At 55.9% G+C, this 21,282-nt stretch carries 13 protein-coding genes and 23 tRNA genes; 1 reads left to right on the top strand and 35 read right to left on the bottom strand.

Features of this window, described 5'->3' with window-relative positions; translation table 11 throughout:
* Nucleotides 1–5: 5 nt before the first annotated feature.
* The 35 genes from ACGYLO_RS18750 to ACGYLO_RS18580 form a co-directional block, all read right to left on the bottom strand.
* Nucleotides 6–82 (bottom strand) — tRNA-Met (locus ACGYLO_RS18750).
* A gap of 104 nt (nt 83–186) precedes the next feature.
* A tRNA-Gln gene (locus ACGYLO_RS18745) sits at nt 187–262 on the bottom strand.
* A gap of 122 nt (nt 263–384) precedes the next feature.
* Nucleotides 385–459 (bottom strand) — tRNA-Thr (locus ACGYLO_RS18740).
* 112 nt (nt 460–571) lie between these two features.
* Nucleotides 572–658, bottom strand: a tRNA-Leu gene (locus ACGYLO_RS18735).
* Nucleotides 659–813: 155 nt separating this feature from the next.
* A tRNA-Ser gene (locus ACGYLO_RS18730) sits at nt 814–903 on the bottom strand.
* 139 nt (nt 904–1,042) lie between these two features.
* Nucleotides 1,043–1,117, bottom strand: a tRNA-Cys gene (locus ACGYLO_RS18725).
* Nucleotides 1,118–1,169: 52 nt separating this feature from the next.
* Nucleotides 1,170–1,397, bottom strand: a complete 228-nt coding sequence (locus ACGYLO_RS18720) for a hypothetical protein (protein WP_394377159.1) — start codon at nt 1,395–1,397, stop codon at nt 1,170–1,172.
* 284 nt (nt 1,398–1,681) lie between these two features.
* Nucleotides 1,682–1,757, bottom strand: a tRNA-Ala gene (locus ACGYLO_RS18715).
* Nucleotides 1,758–1,845: 88 nt separating this feature from the next.
* Nucleotides 1,846–1,935, bottom strand: a tRNA-Ser gene (locus ACGYLO_RS18710).
* A 19-nt stretch (nt 1,936–1,954) separates the two neighbouring features.
* A tRNA-Trp gene (locus tag ACGYLO_RS18705) sits at nt 1,955–2,030 on the bottom strand.
* Between the two features lie 311 nt (nt 2,031–2,341).
* Nucleotides 2,342–2,417 (bottom strand) — tRNA-Asn (locus ACGYLO_RS18700).
* A 325-nt stretch (nt 2,418–2,742) separates the two neighbouring features.
* Nucleotides 2,743–2,818: transfer RNA gene (locus tag ACGYLO_RS18695), tRNA-Ala, on the bottom strand.
* Between the two features lie 148 nt (nt 2,819–2,966).
* Nucleotides 2,967–3,042 (bottom strand) — tRNA-Asp (locus tag ACGYLO_RS18690).
* A 102-nt stretch (nt 3,043–3,144) separates the two neighbouring features.
* Nucleotides 3,145–3,230, bottom strand: a tRNA-Leu gene (locus tag ACGYLO_RS18685).
* 346 nt (nt 3,231–3,576) lie between these two features.
* Nucleotides 3,577–3,653 (bottom strand) — tRNA-Met (locus ACGYLO_RS18680).
* A gap of 58 nt (nt 3,654–3,711) precedes the next feature.
* Nucleotides 3,712–3,787, bottom strand: a tRNA-Ile gene (locus ACGYLO_RS18675).
* 362 nt (nt 3,788–4,149) lie between these two features.
* Nucleotides 4,150–4,224: transfer RNA gene (locus tag ACGYLO_RS18670), tRNA-Gly, on the bottom strand.
* 398 nt (nt 4,225–4,622) lie between these two features.
* Nucleotides 4,623–4,708 (bottom strand) — tRNA-Ser (locus ACGYLO_RS18665).
* 207 nt (nt 4,709–4,915) lie between these two features.
* Nucleotides 4,916–4,979, bottom strand: a tRNA-Ala gene (locus ACGYLO_RS18660).
* 357 nt (nt 4,980–5,336) lie between these two features.
* Nucleotides 5,337–5,412: transfer RNA gene (locus ACGYLO_RS18655), tRNA-His, on the bottom strand.
* Nucleotides 5,413–5,527: 115 nt separating this feature from the next.
* A tRNA-Tyr gene (locus tag ACGYLO_RS18650) sits at nt 5,528–5,611 on the bottom strand.
* Between the two features lie 27 nt (nt 5,612–5,638).
* A tRNA-Arg gene (locus tag ACGYLO_RS18645) sits at nt 5,639–5,715 on the bottom strand.
* A gap of 111 nt (nt 5,716–5,826) precedes the next feature.
* Nucleotides 5,827–5,902: transfer RNA gene (locus ACGYLO_RS18640), tRNA-Phe, on the bottom strand.
* Between the two features lie 373 nt (nt 5,903–6,275).
* Nucleotides 6,276–6,352 (bottom strand) — tRNA-Pro (locus tag ACGYLO_RS18635).
* Between the two features lie 943 nt (nt 6,353–7,295).
* A complete protein-coding gene (locus ACGYLO_RS18630; RefSeq protein ID WP_394377158.1) occupies nt 7,296–7,751 on the bottom strand; it encodes a hypothetical protein in 456 nt (151 codons plus the stop codon).
* Nucleotides 7,752–8,042: 291 nt separating this feature from the next.
* Nucleotides 8,043–10,481, bottom strand: coding sequence for a DotA/TraY family protein (locus ACGYLO_RS18625; protein WP_394377157.1), 2,439 nt, complete (start codon nt 10,479–10,481; stop codon nt 8,043–8,045).
* A gap of 339 nt (nt 10,482–10,820) precedes the next feature.
* Complete coding sequence (locus tag ACGYLO_RS18620) at nt 10,821–11,402, bottom strand: type 4 pilus major pilin (protein WP_394377156.1); 582 nt, start codon at nt 11,400–11,402, stop codon at nt 10,821–10,823.
* Between the two features lie 352 nt (nt 11,403–11,754).
* The gene (locus ACGYLO_RS18615; RefSeq protein ID WP_394377155.1) at nt 11,755–12,834 is read right to left on the bottom strand and encodes a type II secretion system F family protein; all 1,080 of its coding nucleotides are present in this window, start codon (nt 12,832–12,834) and stop codon (nt 11,755–11,757) included.
* 11 nt (nt 12,835–12,845) lie between these two features.
* Nucleotides 12,846–14,570 (bottom strand): GspE/PulE family protein, encoded by a 1,725-nt coding sequence (locus ACGYLO_RS18610; RefSeq protein ID WP_394377154.1) that lies wholly within the window; start codon nt 14,568–14,570, stop codon nt 12,846–12,848.
* A gap of 77 nt (nt 14,571–14,647) precedes the next feature.
* On the bottom strand, nt 14,648–15,745 hold the full coding sequence (locus ACGYLO_RS18605; RefSeq protein ID WP_394377153.1) for a hypothetical protein: 1,098 nt from the start codon (nt 15,743–15,745) through the stop codon (nt 14,648–14,650).
* A 29-nt stretch (nt 15,746–15,774) separates the two neighbouring features.
* The gene (gene pilO2 / locus ACGYLO_RS18600) at nt 15,775–17,457 is read right to left on the bottom strand and encodes a type 4b pilus protein PilO2 (protein ID WP_394377152.1); all 1,683 of its coding nucleotides are present in this window, start codon (nt 17,455–17,457) and stop codon (nt 15,775–15,777) included.
* Nucleotides 17,458–17,464: 7 nt separating this feature from the next.
* On the bottom strand, nt 17,465–18,982 hold the full coding sequence (locus ACGYLO_RS18595; protein WP_394377151.1) for a hypothetical protein: 1,518 nt from the start codon (nt 18,980–18,982) through the stop codon (nt 17,465–17,467).
* A 17-nt stretch (nt 18,983–18,999) separates the two neighbouring features.
* The gene (locus tag ACGYLO_RS18590; protein WP_394377150.1) at nt 19,000–19,386 is read right to left on the bottom strand and encodes a toxin co-regulated pilus biosynthesis Q family protein; all 387 of its coding nucleotides are present in this window, start codon (nt 19,384–19,386) and stop codon (nt 19,000–19,002) included.
* 56 nt (nt 19,387–19,442) lie between these two features.
* Complete coding sequence (locus tag ACGYLO_RS18585) at nt 19,443–20,099, bottom strand: hypothetical protein (protein WP_394377149.1); 657 nt, start codon at nt 20,097–20,099, stop codon at nt 19,443–19,445.
* Nucleotides 20,096–20,533: a hypothetical protein gene (locus ACGYLO_RS18580; protein ID WP_394377148.1), complete on the bottom strand. Its 438-nt coding sequence runs from the start codon at nt 20,531–20,533 to the stop codon at nt 20,096–20,098. The genes ACGYLO_RS18585 and ACGYLO_RS18580 overlap by 4 nt, the downstream gene beginning before the upstream one ends.
* Before the next feature lie 241 nt (nt 20,534–20,774).
* Between ACGYLO_RS18580 and ACGYLO_RS18575 the strand changes: the two genes are divergently transcribed.
* Nucleotides 20,775–21,263, top strand: coding sequence for a hypothetical protein (locus ACGYLO_RS18575; RefSeq protein ID WP_394377147.1), 489 nt, complete (start codon nt 20,775–20,777; stop codon nt 21,261–21,263).
* Nucleotides 21,264–21,282: the final 19 nt, after the last annotated feature.

Raw genomic sequence — 21,282 nt, 5'->3', positions numbered from 1 at the left:
GTTATTGGTGGTGCAGGAAGGACTTGAACCTTCGGCCTTCTAATTATGAGTCAGACGCTCTAACCACCTGAGCTACTGCACCACTTTGAGGTTCAAAGAACCTCAATGGGCAGTAGCGTCACCCGGCAGTCGTTCATGCCTACCGGCTTGAACGACGAGAGGGAGAGCTACTGCACCGTTTTATAATGGCTGGGGTGGCTGGATTCGAACCAGCGGTACACGGTACCAAAAACCGATGCCTTACCAACTTGGCTACACCCCATCACGCGCAAGGCGCGAACTGGTGCTGCGAGGGAGACGTCATCCCGGCTGCGCATGAAGCGCCGCAGCTTATCTCCTGGCCTGACCCGATGTACGCCTCGATCAGGCTCAGAAACTGAAATCTGGTGCCGCAGGAGAGGATTAAACTCTCGACCTCTCCCATACCAAGGGAGCGCTCTATCACTGAGCTACAGCGGCATTGATCGCAATGCGATCAAGGGTCGTAGCTCAGTCCCGGCAGTCGCTTCGAAGGAGCGATGAGAGGGAGAGCTACAGCGGCGGCAGAATTGGATTATTCCATCTGCGAAAATGGTGCGGATGAGAGGACTCGAACCTCCACGATCTTTCGATCACTGATATCTGAGACCAGCGCGGCTACCAATTACGCCACATCCGCATGTTATTGATCGAGCTCAGGCCCCGCACGCGTAACACCCATCATCAGTGGGGTAGTGGCAACGGTCTTCATGCACGGGATCATCGATAGGTGAGAACCGCTGAGCTCGGAACGCCAGCATATCTGCTGCCGATCGGAAATCAGCTTCCATAGGGTGGCGGAAGATAAGGGATTCGAACCCTTGGGACCCTTTTGGGCCCGCCGCCTTTCCAAGGCGGTGCCTTCGACCACTCAGCCAATCTTCCATTACCCCACGGGTATAATATTTCCCCTACCCGGCCCGCTGGCCTGCCCGGGTATTCGCTTTCGCGTTGCGGGTTGCTCTTCCTCCTTGCGGTCGGAAGTGGGGAAATTAGGTTCTTTGCAGTTTTTGCAAAGAAGTGTTGGAGGCCGGTCCCGGAATTGAACCGGGGTACCTGGGTTTGCAATCCAGTGCGTCAGCCACTCCGCCAACCGGCCATACTATGCCTCTAAGATGTCAGCCACACAGCCAACAGGTCATGCGATGCCTCTAAGGCTCCGGCCCGTCGGACCCCTTGAACGCTTCACGAATTACATCATCACCCTGATTTTGGAGGTCTTCGAGCGCATCTGCGAATTCGGCTGATAGCCCTTTCTGCGAGATAAACCGCAGCGCAAGGTAGGTCAGGTGTTCATCGATCACAGCATCGAATGCTGCGATGTTTTCGACCCTATGATCACCTTCACTGTGCTCCCAATTTTTTGCGGTCAGCGACATACATATTTTCCTTTCGGCATTCTAAGGGTTCTGGCGTTTCTTCGATACGGCCGGCGCTTTTGAAACACCATCTGGCCGTATCAAGATCCTCAAGAACGTCTTCCTTATGCAGGATATGACAAGCTACTGAAAAGGCTTACTGCCTATGTTTCGCGGAAGGCTTGGCGCTCTCATCGCTCTGCGAGCGTCTGCCGCGCCGCACACCTTCCTGTGTAAGGTGTTTGACATTCTCATCGCTTCTGCAAAGCGACTGCCATGCCACACACCTTCCTGTGTAAGGTGTTTGGTGGAGCCAAGGGGAATCGAACCCCTGACCTCTTGCATGCCATGCAAGCGCTCTCCCATCTGAGCTATGGCCCCAAAGGGTCTCATTGAGACCCGCGGGCCATGGCGCCATCCGGCAGTGCATCTTTAGATGCATGAGAGGGTGAGCTATGGCCCCGTGTTATGGCGGAGAGACTGGGATTTGAACCCAGGGTGCGTTTGCACGCACGCCGACTTTCGAGGCCGGTGCATTAAACCGCTCTGCCACCTCTCCGTGATTTGCGGTTCTTTATTGGCAAGGGTGGCCGGGCTTGAACCGACGACATTTGGTTTTGGAGACCAACGCTCTACCAACTGAGCTACACCCCTATATGAACAGCAAAGCTGTTCAGCGGGTGTAGCGTAAACCGGCAGTCGCTTAGGGGCGAAGGCCCGAAGCGACGAGAGGAAGAGCTACACCCCTATGAGAATTGGCGGACCGTTAGCCGCCCCGGGTTGGACCCCGAGACATTTGACCCCGTGCTCATGCACAGACTTGATACCCCGCGACGACCCGCACGCGGCAGAAATGGCTCCCCAGGTAGGGCTCGAGCCGGCGGCATGGTCGCTGACGCTCCATGCCGCTTCTCGCCCACCCTGTGCGGGTCCGCTGAACAGCTTCATCACTGTTCTTTCTAAATTGGCTCCCCAGGCAGGGCTCGAACCTGCGACAATCTGATTAACAGTCAGGCGCTCTACCAACTGAGCTACTGGGAAAGAGGGGGCGCACCCCCGTTCGGAGCTCAGCCCGGCAGTCGCTCGAAGAGCGATGGGAGGGACTGAGCTACTGGGAAATAGAGGAAAATATCCTCGTTGTTGGTGTCCCCGGCCGGACTTTAACCGGCGCCCTCTTCACGGTCCGGACCGTGAATTGCTCCTTCTCCGAGCTGCGGGGACTGGATGAAAACGTCTAGCCGGGGTCAGTGCCTGAAGGATCCCTCCTTCAACCGCACCCCGCCAGGGCTGCGCCGCGGTATCCCGCTGACCCGTGCTCCCTGACCGCGCCCAATCGCGCGCCACAGTTCGATCGTTTCATCCAATTTGGTGGACCCATTCGGACTCGAACCGAACACCTCCGCCTTGCAAAAGCGGCGCTCTCCCAGATGAGCTATAGGCCCAGATATGGCTGCAGAGCAGCCAGCTGGCCTATAGCGCAAACCGATAGGCGATCCGAGATGCATTGCATCCAATGTGGATCTGCCGAAAGGGAGAGCTATAGGCCCAGATACAACTGCAAAGCAGCCGTTCTATCTGATTTCAGGGACATGGCGAAGCGTACGGGGTTCGAACCCGTGATCTCCTACGTGACAGGCAGGCGTCTTAACCGCTCGACTAACGCTCCAAGAGAAAAATCGTTTAGATTTACTCGTAGGAGGGACGGGTATGCTTGCGCATATCCCTGCCTCCATGAGGGCCATGCCCTTGAAATCAGACGTGAAAGTGATGGTGCCCAGGGTGAGACTCGAACTCACACGGCCTTTCGGCCACTGACCCCTCAAGCCAGCGCGTCTACCATTCCACCACCTGGGCAATTTGTATTTGGAGACCGGATTGCGAACGTAACCGTTGGGGAGCGACCCCTTGGGCGTATTCTCCGATCTTTTGAGTTCGTCCTTCAGGTAGCTACTCCCTATCCCGAACCCCCTAAGACCTTACCGGCGACCTCCGCGGCTCCCGCGGCGCTCTGCCTGAGCTGCTCCAAATGTCGTGTCACCCGCCTGCTCGAGGCGGGTGATGTTCTTGTTGTGTTGGTTGCGCAGGTCGGACTTGAGACTGCGTCATGATCGCTTGTCGTCGCCCTTCGGCTCCTCACGCTCTCTGTCGCTTCAAATCCATCCCTGGATGCAATCAAAAGCACCTATGTGCTTTCTTACTATGGTTGCGCAGGTCGGATTTGAACCGACGACCTCGTGGTTATGAGCCACGCGAGATAACCATCTTCTCCACCGCGCATGCAGAGGGCCCCTCAGGGTCGCCTGCAAACAGGGTGGTGTTGTTGCTCGTAAGAGAATGGTGGTGGCACGAGGGATCGAACCTCGGACATCAGGATTATCGGTCCTGCGCTCTACCAGCTGAGCTATGCCACCGCCGTGCGGACCACAGGCCCGCAATAGGGCACTGCTCAGTCCGGTAGTCGCTTTCGGCATTGAAACCGAAGGCGATGAGAGAAAGCTGAGCTATGCCACCATTGCCGGGAGATCATTCCCAGCTTGTCGTTCTGCCTGGCCGGAACAGGTCCAGCATCCTCCCTCATAGCGGGCCGCTTTAGCATTTAAGCTACAGGCATTCCCTCAGATGATCAGTCCGAGGCGGCGAATGGCAAAGCGCTTTGCCACGTCGCGTGAGATGACACCTTCCGATGTTCTGGTAGAACTGCGGGGAACCTAACCCCCGATCTCGGCTGCGCTGAGTTACAACGTCCGTCCTATAGTATGGAAGTCCCGTGTTCTGGAGCGGACAAGGAGATTCGAACTCCCGACCCCAACCTTGGCAAGGTTGTGCTCTACCCCTGAGCTATGTCCGCATCGATTGTTTGGCCCGCGCATCTGGTGTCTCACCAGAACCTCCCTGTCGACAACAGGCGCTCTTTCTCGCCGTGCCGGAGCTCCGGGAGGGCGTTTAAGCTATGCGCGGATATCGTTCGAGAATGCCTGTGGCGGGGGCTAAGTCCCTCCAGGTGTTGCGGCCTGGACTTCGCCCTAGCAACGTCGGACCGCGATGCTCTCCCAAGGTTTTTGCAATCCTCGGGCTCCTGTCGCGCCGCCCCCGGCAAAGATATTCTCGTTGTTATGGCGGGGCGACCGGGAGTCGGTCCGGCGTCATGGTCGTATGTCGTAGCCTCTGGCAACCATACTCCCCTGACGCTTCGCCTCCCGGCCCCTCGTCGCATCTCAGCCCCTCCTCGAGAGCCCGAGCCTATTATGGCGGAGCGACCGGGAGTCGAACCCGGTGACCCCGAAGGGCCTACAGATTAGCAGTCTGCTGCATTACCGTCCTGCCCCCGCTCCAAGGGTTTCGGTGTTTGTTCGGCGCGGATGGTTCTAACCCATCATCGAGAGGTGCTACCCCTCAGCATCATGCCAGACGCGCCTGACGGCCCTCTTCCGTGACCCCTACCCCAAGGAAACGACGCCCCGGGGCGGTAGCGACCGGTAACGCCGGCCGCGGGTTGAGATCCGTGTTTTGTTGCGGCTCGAAGGCCGTGTGAATTACCTGACCGGCGGGATTTGAACCCGCGACCTGCCTGCAAGGCTGCTCTACCAGCTGAGCTACGGTCTTTCTCACCATCCATATCTCCGTCACGGCCGCTCAGGCTGGACAAAGTGGTCGGGCCCGACCACGGTGAGAACGTTTCGTCTGCGGGATAGTCCGCGAAAATGGAACCGAAGGCCGGCCTCGAGACGGCGCCATGGTCGACCGCGCGGGCTTTGCCCTTCCATCTCCCTGTCGCTTCAATCCCGCACTTCGGTTGGAACGCCATGCATCTCATGCATGGCTTTCCATTATTGGAACCGAAGCCCGGCCTCGAGACGGCGACATGGTCGATGGCGCGGGCCCTGCCCTTCCATCTTCCTGTCGCTTCAATCCCAAGCATCGGTTGGAGCGCCATGCATCTCATGCATGCCTTTCCACTATTGGTACCGAAGCTTGGGCTTGAACCAAGGACCTCCTGATCCACAATCAGGCGCTCTACCAGCTGAGCTACGACGGCATAGGGGATCGTTTTCGATCCGCCTCGTTGCTCGGCTCCCGGTAGTCGTTTTCCAACGATTGAAAGCGATGAGAGGGCAGCTGAGCTACAACGGCATTGTTGAACTGGCAGGTCATGGTGGGTCGCCCAGGAATCGAACCTGGCGTGCTTCTCAGCGACGGAGTTACAATCCGCGACCGCACCTTGCGGAGTGCGACCCAAAAAGAGCTGCCAGCCCTTTTGAAAATGGTGCCCTGGGGAGGATTCGAACCCCCGACCTCACCGTTCGTAGCGGTGCGCTCTATCCAGCTGAGCTACCAGGGCAGGCATCAGAACGCGTTCTGATGGTCTGGTAGCTCACCGTCGGCAACACCTCGTGAGAGGTGTGAGAGCCGAGCTACCAAGGCATAATGCTGTGATACATGCCTGTGAATTTGGTGCGACGAAATGGAATCGAACCACTGACACCCTGAGCTTCAATCAGGTGCTCTACCAACTGAGCTACCGACGCATTTGACCCAGAGGGTCAAAGTTGAGGAAGCTCAGATCCGGCAACACATTGTGAAATGTGTGAGAGGAATGAGCTACCGACGCAAAGGACCGGATATCGGTCCTGAGATGACTTTCCGTGGGGCCCAGGTCCCGTTTGGGATCTGCCAGGATCCCTACTTCGCCCACTGGCATGAACCGCCCCTCCGCGGGGCGCCCGGATCACCCGGAAAGCCATCTCCTACCCGCAGGGGTGTGCTCTACCATGTTCGGGAGCACACCCCGGCGAAGATCGTATGCAGAACGATGCGTTGCAAGGTGCTGCGAAATTGGTCCAAGTCGATGTTTCATCATCGACGTTGCGACCAACTTTTTAAGCACTAAGTGCTTGAAATTGGTCGGAGTAAAGAGATTCGAACTCTTGACCCCCGGTACCCAAAACCGGTGCGCTACCAGACTGCGCCATACTCCGAGAGAGGGTTTACGGTACCCTCCGAACCGACCTTTCCTGCTTTCACATCAACCAGTTGGCCGAGGATCGCTTTGCACCGAAATGCGCGAACCTTGCTGCGAAAACCAAGGATTTGACGCGACCCGCATGTCATCATGCAAGGATCTCGTCTTTGCCATACACGGTTGGTCTCCCACATCATCGGATCGAAATCCTAGTGGCCGTGTCGGCTTTTACCATCGATGTCAAATAGCGTGACGCAAACTCTGAAGTCTGGTCCCGGCTCGGATTCGATGGATCTCTGTTTTGAAATCTTGATCGAGGATCTTTGCCGGTAGTTGGCTGGGCGTTTCCGCCCGGGCCGGTCCGGTGATCCTCGTGTCGACCTTTAGGAGGTCATGAGGGCACCGGTGTGACTGGGTTGTCCTGGATTTGTAATCTGGGCACTCGAGCCCCGATCACATGACAGGTCAACTACTCGCCACATATAGGTAGAGAGCTGTGCAAAAAGCTTATGCAATGCGATGCGTGTCATTTTGTGTGCCCTCCATTCCGGCGTTGTGTTCGAGGCAGCTGAGTGCCGCCCGATGACATAGAGATAGACCAAGTTCGTAATAAAAGAAAACCCCTAAAATGAATTTTTCGCAAAATAATTTCCAGATACACTCTATCCTATTGATTTTCTTGGTGTATTTTTTGTATCTCTGATTTTGGTTGAGCAACACGCCAGAATTCGGCCTGTAACCCCCATTCTTCATCGGCGCTTGATGTAGTTCGGTATATCAAGAACAGCGTTTGATGCAGAATTATACATCAGTCCGCAGACCCCTCTCCTTCCGCCTCCTAAGCCCAAAACGTCATGGCAATGCGTGATGACGCGCGTTTCGAGCAGGACCACCAAACGAAAAAACCCCCGGCTCGCCGGGGGTTTGAAGATCAGGACGTCCTGTATTCCGATCGTTCCTTATTTGCTGCTCAAGTACCAGTACAAGAAGCCGAAGAACAGGACGCCCTTCCATATGAAGCCGAACATGGCAACGCCTGTCAGGGCGAACATCAGGAATACCAGGGCAGCGAAGCCAAGCATGGCGGGCACCAAGACGATCAAGCCAAGGGTGAAGAGGAAGATACCGAGCCGGGCCAGAGGGCCTGCCTCATAACCTTCCCGGACACCAACGATCACCGCAACCGACAGCAGAAGGAAGGGCAGAGCCAGCAGCGAGTAGTTGGTGCCGACCAGTTCGATGGTGAACTCAGGGACTGCAGCGATCAGAGCCAGCGGATAGAAGCCCGCATGTGCCAGGAAGACGCCGAAGTCGACAAGAAGGTTATAGGAGCGCTTCTTGGAAGCCTTTTGTTTCACACCGGAAGAAAGGAGCGCCAGCTCTTCAGTAGAGACATTCTGTTCAACGTAAGCCATGATGGACGTCCTTTTTCGCAGTTATTCTGTTGCTATTAAAGATGATGACCCAAGATGTAGTTGTCAAGTGATCCATGTAATAATTTTTCCTAACTTTATTTTTTTCGCACTCTCGTCCCCTGTGGATGGGATATCCGAAGATATCCCATCCCCCTAAGACTGACATCGTCTTACACCAAATCGACAAGGGTTCCTGAACATTCCAAGTCACCAAGAACCACAAATGTCGGTCTCAAAGGAAAAGGCCCCGGCGCTGCCGGGGCCTTTCTAATTCTATTGTAGCGAGGAAGGTCAGGACCCTTTGGACACGCCCTTCTTTGCGCGCCACTGCTCGCCCTTGACGCGAAGCTTGCCACCAAGGCCTGAGCCCTTCACGAACTTGCCGTTTGCGCCAACCTTGCCCATGCCCTGCTCGAGCTGGTTGCCCACGGTGTTGACGCCGACTGCACCAGCTGCAGCTGCACCTTTGACCATGCCTTCGCCGCCGCCGATCTGAACTTCAGAACCCATCCAGCGCATTACGCGGTTCGGGAATTCCGATACCAGAGAGAAACTGCGCTCCAGCAAAAGTCCGTAGGCTGTCACAGTAAGGATTGTGTAGCCGATGGTGCCGAAGAGCCAGATGATAGGGCTTGTTCCGACGATGCTTGATGTGGCGTAGAAGAGGCCTGCCGAGATGAGATCCGATACAATCCGGAAAATCAGCATGCCTACAATGAAACCAAGGACCATGAGTGTCGGCGTCATGAAGAGCGACAGAACCATCAGCCAGCCTTGCTTGCCGGCTTCACCGGAGATCCCCTCCCCATCCATGCGCAGATGCGACAAGGCCCAGAGGTTTACCGCAACGATCGCCTCGGTGATCAGCAGGAAATAACCGGAGATCGCCAGCACCCAGTACAAGAAAGGCATAATTGGCAAGATGAAGCTCAGCGATACACCAGCCGACAGCAAGATCGAGTAGACAGGCAGGAGAGCTACAGCCGCGCCCCCACCTGTAAAGAAGCCCGTGGCTGCGGTCGCAACCAGAATGGCTGAGCCCGCATGGATCAGATTGTGGCCCAAGCCAATCAATCCAACCATTGGGTCAGAACCTCCTGCACCAGGGTCGAAGGCGTTCATGAACCCCTCAGTCATAGAGTTTAGCGTACCGCCGACAATCTTATCCCAGAAGCTTGCGCTGCTGCCATCAGCATCAGCAGAGATGTCTGCCATCATCGATGTCGGGATCTTGTAGTCAAACGATGCCAGCTCCAGGGAAGAGGTCTGGAAGAGGTCACCGTATTTGCCGAGGATCGCCAGAGTTTCTTCTCTGGACGGCAAGCCCGCAGTATCACCAGAAGTGAAATTACGGCGCCAGAAACCCGACCCATTCGCGGCGTGATAGATGTCCGACGCGGAGTTGCCATTGGCAAGAACACTGAGATAGCCCGGCTTCACCGCATTCGGTGCGGCTTCTGATAGACTTGAGAGCTCATTGTTAAGCTTGGCCATCAAGATGTACCAGGATCCAGCACCCATCCAGCCTTCACCGTAACAACCAACCATGGCTTCACGACCCTCCTGGGCACCGGAAATGCCTGTCTCGGAGAAACAACCATCACCCCCGTTGATGCGACGCAGCAAGCTGTCACGGGCGCGGCTTACGCCAAACTCGTCCGATGTGGCTTTGGCGCGGATGTTGTTCACCAGTGTGGAGAGCTCGTTGTTTGCAGCGTCGTGTACAGTTGCAATCGCCGGTCCAATCGAAGCAGGTGGGACATCACTCGTGGCGATCTGATTGTAATTTGCTTCAGTGATCGCCAGCATGCCGTTGTAGGCATTCTCAAGGATCGCCTTATGCCCGTTCCGAAAGTCCGTGATCAGCTCATTCGCTTTCGCTGTCGACATATTCGCATTTTGGACCGCGGTCTGTGGCGTATCCGCTGCATTCACAATCTTGAGCAGATATTCAGGTGTGTTCGGTGTCGTCCAGGAACCGCAAAGCCCCCTATCCACCACCGCTGTGCCATTGTTGATGGCTGTTGTACTGGTTATGAAGTGGCTATTCTCTGATGAGATGCGAACCACATCCGCATTGGCGTTCGCCCCCTGCACCTGACGTTTAAGCGTCGATACACATGCTGCCTGATCAAAGAGTGTGGCCATGACCTCGGGATCAAAATTCACGACGGGCGCCGCGATTGGAAGGTCTCCCGAAATAACCTGAGAGGCAGTGGCACCCCAGATTGCAGAAGCCATCTTGGTAGAACCCTGAACCACATAGGCTACGCCGGACTGAGCCAGGTTGTACCCATCATTGACCGGAACCAGCATACCAACGGCGAATACAAGACGCAGAGGCGCCCAAAGCGACGACCAGCGCTGCCCCAAAACAGAGCCCTCATGTGCTGACTGCATCACACCGATCGTGACGTTGTAGAAGAACATCAGACCACCAATGAGTAGAACGATCACATTGAAGTATGAGATGATGTTCGCAAAAATGCTTGGATTCCCTGGTCCCGTAACCGACGGGAAGAGCGGCCCGAACATCTGATTCAGGAAAACCGAACTGTAAGGATCGCCGAGGCCATCCCCAAAGAAGTCCCAAAGCGAGGTCGTGGTTGGGGGTGCGGCCGCCGCGGCGCCCGGCATCGCAACGAACGCCAATGCAAGCATGACAGCCACCATTGCTGGTATCACTCCCTGCAGGCCGCCGGTCCTTGTCTTTTTATTATCGCGCCACATGGCAGATCCTCGGATTAATGATTTCTCGGTCGATCATCGCACAAGCGGGTGGAAATTCCGATACTCTTGCTTTTCGCAGATTACTCATTTCATTCCTTATCCACATGAAAAAGGCGACCGCGCCATTTTCTGTGGTCGGTACAGGCCCGAACGCCTGTCGCCAGCACTCCACCGCTTTTTAGGTATCGCAAAATAATAACACGGCTGAACTGCCCAGACATCGAGATGCATCAAGACACGTAGCACAGCTTTTAGTAGAACTTCTGTTTTCGCAAATGAAAACGCCCACCCGATTTCTCGGGTGGGCGCCTCGGTCTTCAGGTTGCCCTGAAGGATCGATTAGCGTGTGTAGAACACGGTGACATCGACGTCGTCGGCGCAGTTCGCAGCTGCATCAGCGGCGGTCACGGGAGCAACCTGACCCGGTGCAGCAGGTGTGGTCTCCGAGTAAGCGATCGCCGAGTTGTCGTCAGCAATGGTCAGGCCTTCGATGCCGGTACCGAGGGGGCCTTCGCCACCTTCACCAACGGTCGCCAGACGCAGACAGGCTGCTTCGGACATATCAACGAAGGTCATTGCGAAGCCGCCGCCGTTGCCGTTCACAGTCACATCACCACCGAAGGGGTGAACGATGCCGGTGTCGCTCTGGAAGTTCGAAGGAACCGAGCCGGAAGCCAGAACGGCGCCTGTCAGTTCTGCTTCACCAAACGAACGCTGGCTCTGGTACAGGCCGCGGACCTGGCTGGAGATGCCGACGCCGGCACGTGCAGTGTCAGTCACCTGGTTGGACAGCTGAGCCTGCTGGAAGAACACGATACCGCCGACGATCACGGCCAGGGCGATGACGAGGTACAGAACCGCTTCGATCAGGGAGATGCCGCGCTTGCGTGCTGCGGTCGACAGAGTGGAGAGCTTTTTCATTGTGTCTTGTCTTTCTTTAAAGGCCTATTCCGGCCGTTGCTTTTTTGTGGCGCTGTTTCCCGCACCACGTTGGGACAAGTTCAAATTACCTCACCAGCTTCATTTTTCGCAACGCGTGCGACCGGTCGGCATTGTGGAAAACTCATTATTCGGTCTGAATCGCGTCTTTTTTCGCAATTTAGCGGAACATTCTTTGTTTTTCGAAGTTCTGAAACTTGATCCATAAAGATGTTCATTATTTTTTATGAAGGATAACGGTGTTTTAGCGGGTATTAGTTAAGTTTTAACGCATCCTGAAACGCAAAAGACCCGGTCAAATGACCGGGCCTTTCTACTTCTATTTGGACTTCTCTTACTGAAGTTTCTGCGCGATCAGATCCTGCAGGCCATACATGCCACCCACGATCCCGAGAATGACGGCAAAGACGATACACATGGTGACGGATCTCAGGACACCCATCGAGGCTTCAATCTTCTGCTGGGACGTAATGAGCGAGTCCTTGGCCAGCCGCGAGAGCTGCTGGGAAAGGTCGGCAGTCTCGGCAAAAATCTTCAGGGACAGATTCAATTCCTGATCTGGCCAACCAGTGCCTGTGCGATAAAGTGCAGCACCAAAGTTTTCGCCATTCAACATGTGACGATACACCAGCTTCAAACGGTACTTCACATAGGGCTGCGACAAGGGCATGACCTTCTCTACGGCGCCAATCACTGGCATGCCGCCCTGGGTCAGTGCCGCGACCGACGTCATGAACGAAATGCCTGTATACATACGGTAGGTGGAATAGATCGGTAGTTTGTCAGCGTAGACGCGGCCAAAACGGATCCACCGCTTCAAGGACAGGATCACCAGCGTCAGTGTGATGAAGATCGTCATTGTGATCGGGAAGGCCAGGTTCTCGGCAAACCTGTTGAGGAAGGCCAGAAAGGCTGCAGGTCCCACCCAGTATTCCATCGCAAGCAATGGCTCGATCTTCGGGGTCACGGATTTGCCAAAGTAGAACATCAGGCCATAGATTGCCGAAAGCAAAACGACCGGATAGGTGAGACCGCCTTTGATGGTCGACATGATCTTCGCCTTGCCAACCAGCATTTCACAATATTCATCAATGAACCTCGGAAAGTCATCAGAGCTCTCGATCGCCTCAAGCACCATAACATCATCAATTGGCACCCAGGGTTTGATTGCTTGGCCAAAGCCTTCACCGTTGACCATGCCGGCAATAATATCGGCCACGACAACCGCAAGTGTTTCGTTCTTCTTCTTTCCTTCCTTGGAAGCAACGATGTAGATCATCTGCAAAGCATCGGTTTTTGGCATACCAGTACGGGTCAAAGCTCCCATCTGCTGGTAGAATTTGAGGCGCTTGTCGAATCCGAAGAACATCTTCGCGAACTTCTTCTCAAAAGCGCTGTGACCATATTTTGCCATCCTGCTTCCCCTTATTCCAGTGTTGCTTCGAGCTCAGCCACATCCTCCCGCAAACGCGGAATGAGGTTGGAGAAGTTCTTGATGTATTCGGATACGAGATCGACTTCTTCTTCGACCTCATCGATGTCCAGCAAGCCGGCCCCAACCTTCGTCAACGCGTGGTGCATGACCGGACGGCCGCCGAGACCCCCCTCCTCCACCGGCTTGACCCAATATTGGAACATCTCGCGGCGCATGCCTTTGGAATAGAGGCTCAGCAGCTCCGGATCGGTTGGCACGGTTTCAGCCACAACAGTCCGGCTGGCGAGACCCAGCTTGCATTCGCTGCAGCCCTTGCCGCGGGCGTAGAGCTCGTCGGGCCCCTTGCCGAAAATGTGGACCATTTGCTCGACCAGCTCGTTGGACACGCGTCCCTTCTCGAGCGCCTCTTCCATGGTGGTGCGGCAGTTCTTACAGATCACACCACAAAGACGCTGATAGATCAGACCGCGAACAATGCCCGGGTCTTCCAGCTTCCAGCTCTCGACCCCAAGGTCGGTCAGGCGGTCGAGAATGCCGAGGGCGTAGCCGGCGTGAACTGTCGACCAAAGCGCGTGGCCGGTCATCACCGCCTGAATGGCGAGATAGGCGGTTTCCTTGCTTCGAATTTCCCCCACAACAATGATGTTCGGGTCCGAACGCAAAGCGGATTTCATCGCTTCGACGAAACCATCAGTGCCGTCGGGCTTCTTCTTCACCGGACACTGAATCGCGCCGGGCAGCTCGAGCTCAACCGGTTCTTCAATGGTGAACATCGAGATTTCTTTGTTTTTCTCAAGGTACATCTTGTTCAATGTACGCTGCAAAGTCGTCGTCTTACCCGAGGACACCTTCCCGGCAAGAATATAGAGACCATTGGTCCGGCGGCGGAAAGAGATGATGTCCTTGATCTGGTCATCATTGTAGCCCAGCGTATCAATCTCGACCTCATTGGCCGGCGTCGAGAACTTCAGACGTGCGACAAGCGCACCGCGGTTCTCGGATGTCGGGGAATACTGCAGACGCAACATATCGACCCCGGGCGGAAGAACGCCCGACTTCATATTCAGAGCGCCCTGCTGGAAAGACATGACAGATGAGTTTTCGCCGACGTCAGAGGCGACCGAGAATGCGGCCTGCATGACTGCCATGCCTTCATCAGGCGGCATCGAACCGATTTCCTGCACACGGCCGAACACGCGGATCTTCACCTCGGTATAGCGGCGCAGTACCCTCATGTGGATATCCGACGCCTTCCGGCTGGCAGCGAGAGCAATAAGGTCCTTCAGCTTCCGCTGGCGCTCGACTTCGGGCACATCACTCTCAACCTCGTCCATGCCGTAGCTTTTGTCGAAAGCCTCATAGAGATTGACCATGAAGGCCGTATCGACCTCGAGGAAATATCGCGGCTCGACATTGGCCCGCTTGGCTTTGACCAGGACCGCTTTGACATCAGGAGACCAACGCGAGTTCGTGGCAATGGCGCAGACGCCATTCGAGAAGACAGCGATACGGCGACGGTCGTCTTCGGTGACATCAATCTCACCGACTTCACCCGTCAACAAGGCAGCATCCGTCATATTCATGAGGTATTCTTTGCGATCATCCTCACTCATGCCCGTGAAGAAACCATCATCCCCGCCAGGCTTGAGGCTACCTCCACTACCGCCCTGGGCGCCGGTGCCCCCTTTTTTAGGCGACACCGTGGGTTTGTTCATCACTGCCATCTTTTGTTATCCTGTTTTTTTCGCATGTCTACACACACTATGTCAGCGAAAGCCGAACTCTGAGGGGGTCACAGGGAAAGTCTTGTGGATTGTCCATCTTTTGTGACTTCCACGAAATCTGAGGCAATGCGTTTGACCGTGTAGCCGTTGACGATCCTGTCGCCAATTTTGATTACCTGGCGGTCGCCCGCGACATCGATCACTGAGGTGAAGACGCCGTGGGAGCCATAGATCTCACGCACCGACACTTGGTCCAGGCTTCCTGCCTTCTCGGCGTCAGCCTCCGCTTCTGCCGCCGCTTCTGCTTCAGCAGCACGCTTGGCAATCTCAACAGCACCAAGGATTTCAGCCTCACGCTGTTCAAGACGGGCCTCGGCCTCCTGCAGCAGGGTGCCCAGGCGACCCTCGATATCAGGGGTGTCTTGCGTATTGGCCACTGGTGCGTCAGCGTCAGGATCCTGGTATCCTGTCCCATCATCGCGCACAGGAAGGCTTGCGACCTCATTTTGCATGGGATCCACACCGCCTGTGGTGTCTACCGTGGCGCCACTGTTCAACGCCTCGGCGAGCCGCTGTTGCAGCTCGATGTACGCGATACGCGCGCGGATCGCCGCGGGCGTGTCATCGAATGTTTTAAAGACGCCCGGCGAAACTTCGATCGGCGTATCCGGACCAAGGGCGGTCAGAGCTTCTTCGATTTTCCTTTGATGCTTGATCTGCTCATCCATCATCATGATGGATTCCGCCACCGCCCGCTGACGGCCGATAACACCGCTGTCGTCGAGGAGCATGGTCGCCGCATCCGTGATTGGATCCCCGTCTATTTCGTAGATGCGCTCTTGCACAAAATCTTCCTCAGCAGGCTCCCCGGGGGTGCCGTCAGCACTGATAACGACGTCGGCGCCATTCTCGATCGCTTCAGCGATGTCCTCTTCGCTGAAGCTCACCACAGCAGCCGCATCAACGCCCGCGTCAGCTCCGTTATTCACAGTGGTTTGAAAGGTCTGTTCGCCGGTCGCGTCGTTGGCGGCTTTGCTACCTGCGTTGACCGGCAGCCGATCTACGGTACGGGTCAGCACATTGCCTTCCTGTGCGACCACAGGGAGCGCCATCTGACCAAGGATCACGGCTGCCAGTGCGATGCTGATATTCTTTTTCGTAGTCATTGTTGTTTCCTCAAAGTTGGATGGTGCCATCACATGGGCAAAACTGCCGGGTGGTAGATGCGGAATGAGATGTTCCAGACCCGTGATTTGATGTTGTAGACGGCATCCACAGGCACGCGCGCCGGGATATCGCTAAAGAGCCTCAAGTAATCCTCGATCGCCCCGCTGGTCTGAAAGCTCACCTGGTGGAAGTTAAAGACCGGCTCCCGCAACTTCACGCGCTGCTCCGGCGTGATCCGCTGGACTGACGCTGTCAGCTCCACCTTTGCACCGGTCGTTTGCAAGCGGCGACGGAGAACAGACTCGATGCGCGCGCCCTCCCAGGGTTCGGGCAGAACTTCAGTTTTGACGTCAAACAAGATCGAATTGCCGTATGTCGCCGACGTCCCGTTGGCATCGATGTTTGGCGGGGGCTCGTTAGGATCGAAGTTCGCTGTCAACCACGGCACAGTTCCGCCAACATTCGTCCATGAGGTCGCAACCCGCGCAGCCTTCTTATCTGCGTGGAAAGTGCAAGAGATTACGTCCTGTCGCCATCCGGGAATAAAACGCATCGCCCCTTCGATGACCGGCGTGCAGTCATTGATGAAGCCCAAAACCGATGGGGAGTCGAACCAGGGGTAGTCCGAAGGGGAAATCCGAACGGAAGCATCGCGCTGCTGTTCAAGCAGACGTTCTTGCTCAGCTTGGGTCTCGAGGTGAGACTGATACATGCTGTGCGCCACGATCCCCACCACCACGAGGACACCTGCAACGATCAAGCGCGGCAAATAGGTTTTGACCGGGTTTACAGGCTTCAGAGCGATGCCGAAGGATGGCGCCAGCGCATCTTGAATGCGGTAATCCTCAGTGCCACCGATCTCCCAGTAATCGGGAGCGATGCGGCGTTGCCAGTCTGGCGCCTGCATGTTTTCAAGAAACAGCATCCGCGCTTCATCTTCATCACGCAGAAGCTGGTCTTCATAGACCTGGCCGTTACGAAGGGCGACAATCCACCAGATATCCGCATTCTCGCCAATGCGGAACGCAGCAACCCAGGAGTCGCCCATCTGCTCTGGATTAAAGCAGGTAACACCCGCCTTGAAGCCAGGCTTGATCGCGTTGGACCCATCTGAAAAGCCCAGCTGGTTGGCATCCCGGAAGTTTGCGGCCAGGGAATAATATGCCTCTTCGCTCGATACGGCCTTCGCCTGTGTCTTTATCGATTCACTTGGCCGCGTGGAATCCCACAGCATGTTGAGAACGACATTCTTCTTGCCGATCTTCAGCGTCTGGTAGTTATCAAACTCATAATCAGGCGCGTTGCCCGTCTCGATCTCCGCCAAGCCGGAACCATCGCGCGTCGCGCGCTCCGCAGGCCCTTTTTTGGCAGACCCCTTCCCCAAGAGGGCGTTGATCTTTTCCTTGAGGCCATCGAGCTTCGAACCAGAAGGTTCCTTTTTCGCATTCCTATCAAGACTCAGCGACAGCTCCTTAACCGTCTCGAGGGTTTCTGAATCACCCTGCTTAGATTTAGTCTTCTTCACCCGAGAAAGAATGCGGGTCATAAAGCCTTTGGGAACATCAATCACAGGCTCCTCACCTGCGAGCTTACCGCCCTCGACATCCTCGAAGGGAGGCTGATCAGACAGATCCTCCGGATGGACAGAGAGGTCATCCCCCACCGTCTCCTCCAGTGCCTCGGCCTGCTTCTTTTTGCTGAAGAACTTCATACCAGCCTCAGAACTTGCCGCTTCCGATGTCGCGGTTGGACTTGAGGATCCTCGGCGTGATCATCACAACCGTGGTGACCCGCTCGGTCTCCGCAAGCTTCGACCGTCCCAGGCCGAGAAACCCACCACCCGAGGCCCCGGTGCGACGATCGACGGAATTCCGATTCCGCTCGAAGCCGGAAAGGATCAGCGTGCTGCCATTCTGCAGTACGGTCTGCTGCGAGAATTTCGTGCTCGACACCTCAGGCAACTGAACCTGAGACTCATCACTGCCGAATGTCTCCAAAGACTGGAGCTCCGACAGGCTCAAGGAATATTCGACCATGATGTCGTTGGTGTTCATGATCCGCGGGTAGAGCTGAAGCGTGAAGCCAACTTCTTGCGTTTGAGGCTGAGGGATCCGGGTCTCATCTCCGGATGTCTCGTCGGTCTCCACCGAATAGGATGCGATGTAGGAGACACTGTCGATCACCTCAACCGGCACCGGACGGTTGTTGACCGTGGTCACACCTGTACGGGTGTCGATAGTTGCCTTGCCCTGAGTGGAAATGGCCTCCATGAAGGCCTTGAACTCCACCGGCCCGTCCACAATGGACAGGTTCATGCCTCCAGTGGAATCGCCGCTGCCGCGGGCGGTGGTCAAGGCACCAAAGGATTTGGTGCCTTCCTTGATGGCCAGATCCAGATCGAAGCCGGCGCCGTTCGTCTCTTTGGACACTACGGACAGAACATTCACATCAAAGGCGATCTGCTGGGTCATGTTCTTGGAAATTTCGTCGACATAGGCCCGGATGTCCGCATGGGAGTCCACCTTGGCTGTCACCGACAGAAGGCCGCTGGAGCGGCTGATGTTGTAGACGACATCATCCCCAAGGATGCCCTTCACGGATTCCTCAAATTCACCCCAGAAGTCAGTGGAATAACCGCTGGAGGCGCTGCCCACGCTGGAACCGCCGCTGGTGGTCGATGGGATTACCGGAATCTGGTACTGGCGTGTGACATAGTCGCGGAAGATGATCTTACCGTCCGAATAGCTCCACTCGACGCCAAAGCTTGTCGAGACCTCGCCCAAAACCTCGGAGAGTTTGCCAGAGTAGTTGGGACGGAGCATGCGGTTGCCATTGCCCTTGGAGATGTTCACGCCATCCTCAGCCGACGGACCCAGGGATGCGATATGCTCGATCCCGGTAATGGATGTCAGACGCTCAGCCACCTGCACAAGGCTCAATGGGTCGCGAGAGGACATGACCACAGCATTGGGGGTCTGCACATGAGCCGGCAATAGGGCGGAAGCGTTGCTACGCTCTTTCAGAGGCGCCACAAATACACCATCAGAGACCTGAGCCCCACCCCCGCGCACCGACGGCGAATTGGTAAAACTGTCCATCGCACCGTCTGCGCGCGCAAGACCACGATCCGTATTGGCGTCAACCTGGTCGAAACTGGAGCCTTCCATGGAACAGGCCGAAACAGCCAGACAGGCCGTCAACATTACAAGGCCGTTGGCCGAGGTCTTAATGGTCATTTTAAACACCTATCAAATTATTCGCTTGTGATCGTCAGCGCATCTACGTGGATGACACGATTGCCGCGGTAGAGGGTGACAGAGAGCTCGGGGTTGCTTTGGTGGACCGCATCCACCAGGCGCCCGACTGTGTCTTCGAAAGAGCCGTAAAAAGTTGCCGATGCCCGGATCCGGTAGTCCGTCGGATTGTCCCAAATGACGCTCCACTCCGGCTCAGAGATGCGCGCCCAGCCTTCCAAGGTAGATTTCAGCGTTGATCCTGCCAAAGCTGCCCAGGCGTCCGAGCCGAGACCCTCCACCCCAGCCATATTCCCATCGCTTGCCTGCAGCGGAGAAGCCGCCATGCCTGCCGAGAAAATTGAAGCTGCAAGAAGCATGAGTGTCTGTCTGCGCGTGCCTTTCATATCTGTGGACCTTTTCTTCATATCATAATGTGCCTTCGTTTTTCGCAAGCAAGGTGTCATCCGCTAAATCCTTCAAGTTTTCCCTGAATGCGGTCACCGCTTTCCAGAACGAGGTAAAATGCGTCTTCGGTGTCGCGCACCGCCATGATCCGGCCAAATTCACCCAGGATCATGCCGACCCGCACGTTGAGCTTTGAAAGAGGATCGCCGACGCGACCGACGATGGTCTCGCCGCTTGGTGTCCTTGTCAGCTCCCAGTCTTTCAGGAAGATATTGCGGGGCGTGATGAAATCTTCCTCGCCACGGTCAATCATCGATAATGTCGGCACAGCCATGTCCCGGTTCGCTTCATCGCGGGAGATACGCTCGACTTCAATCTTGGCCGCATCGAGGTTCAAAAGCTCATTGCGCATATCGGGGTCGATACTGGCAACTTTGATTGAGGCAAGCTGCGCACGCATCTGGGCGCTGCTGTCAAAAGGCTGTGCAGCGCTGCGCTCATAAAGCTCGCGGATCTTCAGCTCGTTCTCCCCAACAGCCTGTGCCTGCTGGATCTTCATCACATCATCATAGGGATTGGGCATCACCATGCGCGGTGCGCGGGTTTCCATATAGCGCTGATTTTGCTGATCAATGCCATCTTCAGGGATCGCCGCCCCTGCGCAAAGACCTGCCAGGGTGAGTGTCATGGAAAAGAGTGGGAAGTTTTTCATTCTGGACCTCTGTCGCGGTTGTTGAGGATCTTCTCGATGCGCTCGATACGGTCTTCCGAGAAGACGTCAGCGAGCAGCGCGCGGCGCGCGAAAGAACCAATGGTTGCATAGATATTGTAACGCGAGGGCTCGGAGCGATTGTCGTATTTCCCCGCTACGATCTCATCCAGCACCTCACCGTTGCTGCGCGCCATGGCCAATAGAAAACCCATGCGGACATCCGGCGGAAGATAGGCGACGATCTGAATGATGTCGCGGCGCGCCCGTTTCGGAAAGTCATTGTCCAGACTTGCCTCAAAGGCGCGCACCGAAATCTGTTGCAGGCGCAGGGACAGTGGCTGCACGGCGCCCTTGACCACCCACGTCTCACGCCCCTTCAACCATTCACTGGTTGAGACGAGAGCGCGGCTGACGCTGGGTGGAAAGTTCGACATATGAGCTCCTGGCATGGCGGATTGGCGGCTATGGTATATTGCGAAAATATAACCTGACGCGGCATCTTACGCCACACACTATCCTCTTCTGGCTTCCGTGATGAGCCTCTGAAAGACTGATTTATGTGGAAAAGCCTCCCAGGAGCCGTTTTTGAGGAACAAAATTAGGCAAGAGCATTTGCGAAAAATGCACCTATAATAGTATCTTCAGGAAACAGGGCAGAACCGGAAGGTCATACAGATGCAGCAACTCTTTCTCAAAGTCGCAGACAGCGCAGGGGTCTCTTTCAAACTCGGCGACATCGTTGCGCCAGGCGTTTCTGCACTGCGCAGTGCGGATGTGGCATCTGATCTCATCAGTCTAGCGGGGATCACGCTCAATATCGCCGGGCCGGGAATCCTTGATGAAGGCAACACGCTCGGGGAGGAGAGCCTCCGGGATTTGATCTTCAAGACTTTTCCTGGCGCCGAAGAGCGTATCGATGTCGAGCTGACTGCGGCGATCATCTTTGACTATGCCTTGGAAGTCGCCCCGCGGATCGCAGGCGAAGAGCATGTGATCGATGTGGCGGCGCTCAGCGCCCATACAAATTTCATGCGTGAAACCTTTGGTGATATCCCTGTCGAGCCAGAATTCATCCAACGCATCGGCCAATACGCGCAGATGCAGATCAACCTTCAAGATCTCGCTGCGCGCAACGAGCCCGCGGCGAATGGCGAGGCCGGATAATGTCTCAGAACCCTAACGC

The organism is Sulfitobacter sp. 1A13353 (genome assembly GCF_043557255.1).
GTDB classification, from domain to species: Bacteria; Pseudomonadota; Alphaproteobacteria; order Rhodobacterales; family Rhodobacteraceae; genus Sulfitobacter; species Sulfitobacter faviae.
Note: the sequence above shows the minus strand (reverse complement) of the source record. Positions and strands in the feature narration are given on the sequence as shown.

Excerpts from the sequence above, each read along its gene's own strand:
- ACGYLO_RS18720 (WP_394377159.1), bottom strand. The coding sequence starts at position 1,397 with ATGTCGCTGACCGCAAAAAATTGGGAGCACAGTGAAGGTGATCATAGG.
- ACGYLO_RS18630 (WP_394377158.1), bottom strand. The coding sequence starts at position 7,751 with ATGGCTTACGTTGAACAGAATGTCTCTACTGAAGAGCTGGCGCTCCTT.
- ACGYLO_RS18625 (WP_394377157.1), bottom strand. The coding sequence starts at position 10,481 with ATGTGGCGCGATAATAAAAAGACAAGGACCGGCGGCCTGCAGGGAGTG.
- ACGYLO_RS18620 (WP_394377156.1), bottom strand. The coding sequence starts at position 11,402 with ATGAAAAAGCTCTCCACTCTGTCGACCGCAGCACGCAAGCGCGGCATC.
- ACGYLO_RS18615 (WP_394377155.1), bottom strand. The coding sequence starts at position 12,834 with ATGGCAAAATATGGTCACAGCGCTTTTGAGAAGAAGTTCGCGAAGATG.
- ACGYLO_RS18610 (WP_394377154.1), bottom strand. The coding sequence starts at position 14,570 with ATGAACAAACCCACGGTGTCGCCTAAAAAAGGGGGCACCGGCGCCCAG.
- ACGYLO_RS18605 (WP_394377153.1), bottom strand. The coding sequence starts at position 15,745 with ATGACTACGAAAAAGAATATCAGCATCGCACTGGCAGCCGTGATCCTT.
- pilO2 (WP_394377152.1), bottom strand. The coding sequence starts at position 17,457 with ATGAAGTTCTTCAGCAAAAAGAAGCAGGCCGAGGCACTGGAGGAGACG.
- ACGYLO_RS18595 (WP_394377151.1), bottom strand. The coding sequence starts at position 18,982 with ATGACCATTAAGACCTCGGCCAACGGCCTTGTAATGTTGACGGCCTGT.
- ACGYLO_RS18590 (WP_394377150.1), bottom strand. The coding sequence starts at position 19,386 with ATGAAAGGCACGCGCAGACAGACACTCATGCTTCTTGCAGCTTCAATT.
- ACGYLO_RS18585 (WP_394377149.1), bottom strand. The coding sequence starts at position 20,099 with ATGAAAAACTTCCCACTCTTTTCCATGACACTCACCCTGGCAGGTCTT.
- ACGYLO_RS18580 (WP_394377148.1), bottom strand. The coding sequence starts at position 20,533 with ATGTCGAACTTTCCACCCAGCGTCAGCCGCGCTCTCGTCTCAACCAGT.
- ACGYLO_RS18575 (WP_394377147.1), top strand. The coding sequence starts at position 20,775 with ATGCAGCAACTCTTTCTCAAAGTCGCAGACAGCGCAGGGGTCTCTTTC.